The sequence below is a fragment of the Streptomyces sp. NPDC007971 genome (assembly GCF_042958635.1).
Classification (GTDB): domain Bacteria; phylum Actinomycetota; class Actinomycetes; order Streptomycetales; family Streptomycetaceae; genus Streptomyces.
This window is the reverse complement of the sequence record NZ_JBIBJK010000075.1, coordinates 1-2,919: the sequence shown is the minus strand read 5'-3', so window position 1 is coordinate 2,919 and position 2,919 is coordinate 1. Positions and strand designations below refer to the sequence as shown.

The 2,919-nt window shown below is 67.7% G+C and carries 2 protein-coding genes; both read left to right on the top strand.

Annotation, left to right across the window (positions count from 1 at the left end; genetic code table 11):
• Positions 1–6 precede the first annotated feature (6 nt).
• Positions 7–1,326: an SDR family NAD(P)-dependent oxidoreductase gene (locus ACFZCP_RS45815; RefSeq protein ID WP_391443225.1), complete on the top strand. Its 1,320-nt coding sequence runs from the start codon at positions 7–9 to the stop codon at positions 1,324–1,326.
• Between the two features lie 64 nt (positions 1,327–1,390).
• A partial coding sequence (locus tag ACFZCP_RS45810; protein WP_391443223.1) for a beta-ketoacyl synthase N-terminal-like domain-containing protein occupies positions 1,391–2,919 on the top strand: 1,529 nt, incomplete at its 3' end.

The following is a 2,919-nucleotide window of genomic DNA, read 5'->3' as shown; positions in this document are numbered from 1 at the left end:
GGGACGGTGTTGGTGACGGGTGCGTCGGGTGCGTTGGGTGGGTTGGTGGCTCGGCATCTGGCGGGCTCGGGTCGGGTGGAGCGGCTTGTGCTGGTCTCGCGCAGGGGGCCGTCTACCTTCGGTATGGCCACTTTGGTGGCGGAGTTGGCCAGTGGTGGGACGAGTGTGCAGGTGGTGGCCTGTGACGCCGCGGACCGTGACCAGCTGGCGGGTGTGCTGCGGGGTGTTCCGTCGCTGAGTGGTGTGGTGCATGCGGCGGGTGTTCTCGACGACGGGGTCGTGGGATCGCTGACTGCGGAGCGGTTGGAGGCGGTGATGCGGCCGAAGGTGGATGCGGCCTGGCATCTGCACGAGCTGACCCGTCACCTCGACCTGGACACCTTCGTACTGTTCTCCTCGATCGCCGGAGTCTGGGGCAACCCGGGGCAGGCCAACTACGCGGCCGGCAACACCTTCCTGGACGCGCTGGCCGCGCACCGGCGCCAGCAGGGCCTGCCCGCTGTGTCCCTGGCCTGGGGGCCGTGGGAGAAGGGCATGGCGGGTGAGCTGACGGAGGGTGATCGCCAGAGGATGAGCCGGCAGGGCATGCTGCCGCTGTCCGACGCCGACGGACTCGCCCTGTTCGACGCGGCCACCGCCCGTACCGAACCGCTGCTCGTAGCAGCGCGGTTGGACCTGGCTGCGATCCGCGGTTCGAGGGAGATCCAACCGCTGCTGTCCGTCCTGGCCGGTGGGGTTCGGCCCAGCGGTCCTGCCCGTCGTACGGTCGGAGAGACCACTGCCGATGGGCAGAACGTCCTGGCCGAGCGCCTGGCCGGGGTGAGCCCGGTCGAGCGGCAGGAAGCCCTGCGGGAAATGATTGCCGCGCAGGCCGCTCTGGTCCTGGGCATGTCCGGGCCTGACAGTATCGACGCGGAGCGCTCGTTCCGCGACGTCGGCTTCGACTCGCTGACCGCGGTCGAACTGCGCAACCGGCTGAACAACGTCACAGGGCAACGTCTGTCCGCCACGGCGGTGTTCGACTACCCCACCCCGACCGCCCTGGCCGACTTCCTGGCGGACGAGATGTTCGGATCGGTCGACGAGGAGGCCACTGCTCTCGCGGCCTACTCCGGACTCGACAAGTTCGAAGCGTCGCTCACCGAGATCATGGGCGACGACGCCGCCCGGGCGCGGGTCACCGCACGGCTCAAGGACATCCTGTCCGTGCTGAGCGATGCCGGCGGATCCGGTGAGGCCGACGGCGATGACTCGGTCGCCGACAGGATCCAGTCGGCCAGCGACGACGACATGTTCGACTTCATCGACAACCAGCTCGGGATCTGAGTACGCCGCCGTACCACCGTGCGTAATGCCGTACCACCGTGCGCAATGAGGAAGGCGTCATTGGATGGCGAACGAAGACAAGCTTCGTGACTATCTCAAGCGGGTCACCACCGATCTGCACCAGACCCGAGAGCGCCTGCGTGAGTTGGAGGGGCGACAGCAGGAGCCTGTGGCCATCGTGGGGATGGGGTGTCGTTTCCCGGGTGGGGTGACGTCTGCGGAGGAGTTCTGGGCGTTGCTGTCCTCGGGCGGGGACGCGGTCGGGGCGTTTCCGGCGGACCGGGGTTGGCCTGCGGATGTCTATGACCCTGATCCGGAGGCGGCGGGCAAGTCCTATTCGAACGAGGGTGGGTTCCTTTACGACGCTGGTGAGTTCGACGCGGAGTTCTTCGGGATCAGTCCGCGTGAGGCTGTGGCGATGGATCCGCAGCAGCGGTTGCTGTTGGAGACGTCGTGGGAGGCGTTGGAGGACGCCGGGATCGACCCGGGGGCGTTGCGCGGTAGCGCAACCGGTGTTTTCGCGGGTCTGATCTATCACGACTACCTTCCGTTCGATGTCGTGCCCGAGGAGGCCGAGGGGTATCTCGGTACTGGTGGTTCGGGTGGTGTGGCGTCGGGTCGGGTGGCGTATGCGCTGGGTCTTGAGGGTCCGGCGGTGACGGTGGATACGGCGTGTTCGTCGTCGTTGGTGGCGTTGCATCTGGCCTGTCAGTCGTTGCGGTCGGGGGAGTCGTCGCTGGCGTTGGCGGGTGGTGTGACGGTGATGTCGACGCCGGGGACGTTCATCGATTTCTCGCGGCAGCGGGGTCTGGCGGTGGATGGGCGTTGCAAGGCGTATGCGGAGGCTGCGGACGGCACTGGTTGGGGTGAGGGTGTCGGTGTTCTGGTGCTGGAGCGGATGTCGGACGCGCGGCGCAATGGTCACCGGGTCCTGGCGGTGGTGGTTGGTACGGCGATGAACCAGGACGGCGCGTCCAACGGTCTGACCGCGCCCAATGGTCCGGCCCAGCAGCGGGTCATCAAGGCTGCGCTGGCCAGCGCGGGAGTGGGTCCGGACGGCGTGGATGTGGTGGAGGGGCACGGTACGGGTACGCGGTTGGGTGATCCGATCGAGGCGCAGGCGTTGTTGGCCACGTATGGGCAGGGGCGGTCGGAGGAGCGGCCGTTGCTGTTGGGGTCGGTGAAGTCGAACATCGGTCATGCGCAGGCGGCCGCCGGTGTGGCTGGGATCATCAAGATGGTTGCGGCGATGCGGCACGGGATCGTGCCGGCGACCTTGCATGTGGATGCTCCGTCCTCCCACATCGACTGGGAGGCCGGTGCTGTTCGTTTGGTGACTGAGGCGGTGCCGTGGCCGGAGGTGGGGCGGCCTCGGCGTGCGGGTGTGTCGTCGTTCGGGTTCTCGGGGACGAACGCGCACGTGATCATCGAGCAGGCACCTGCTGATGCTGTTCCTGTCGGTGGTGCTGAGCCTGGCGTCGGGGACGGGAGTGTTGAGCTGCCGGTGGTGCCGTGGGTGGTGTCGGGTCGGTCGGTCGCTGGTTTGGCCGGTCAGGCGGAGCGTCTGGCGACCTTCGTCCAGTCGCGTTCGGA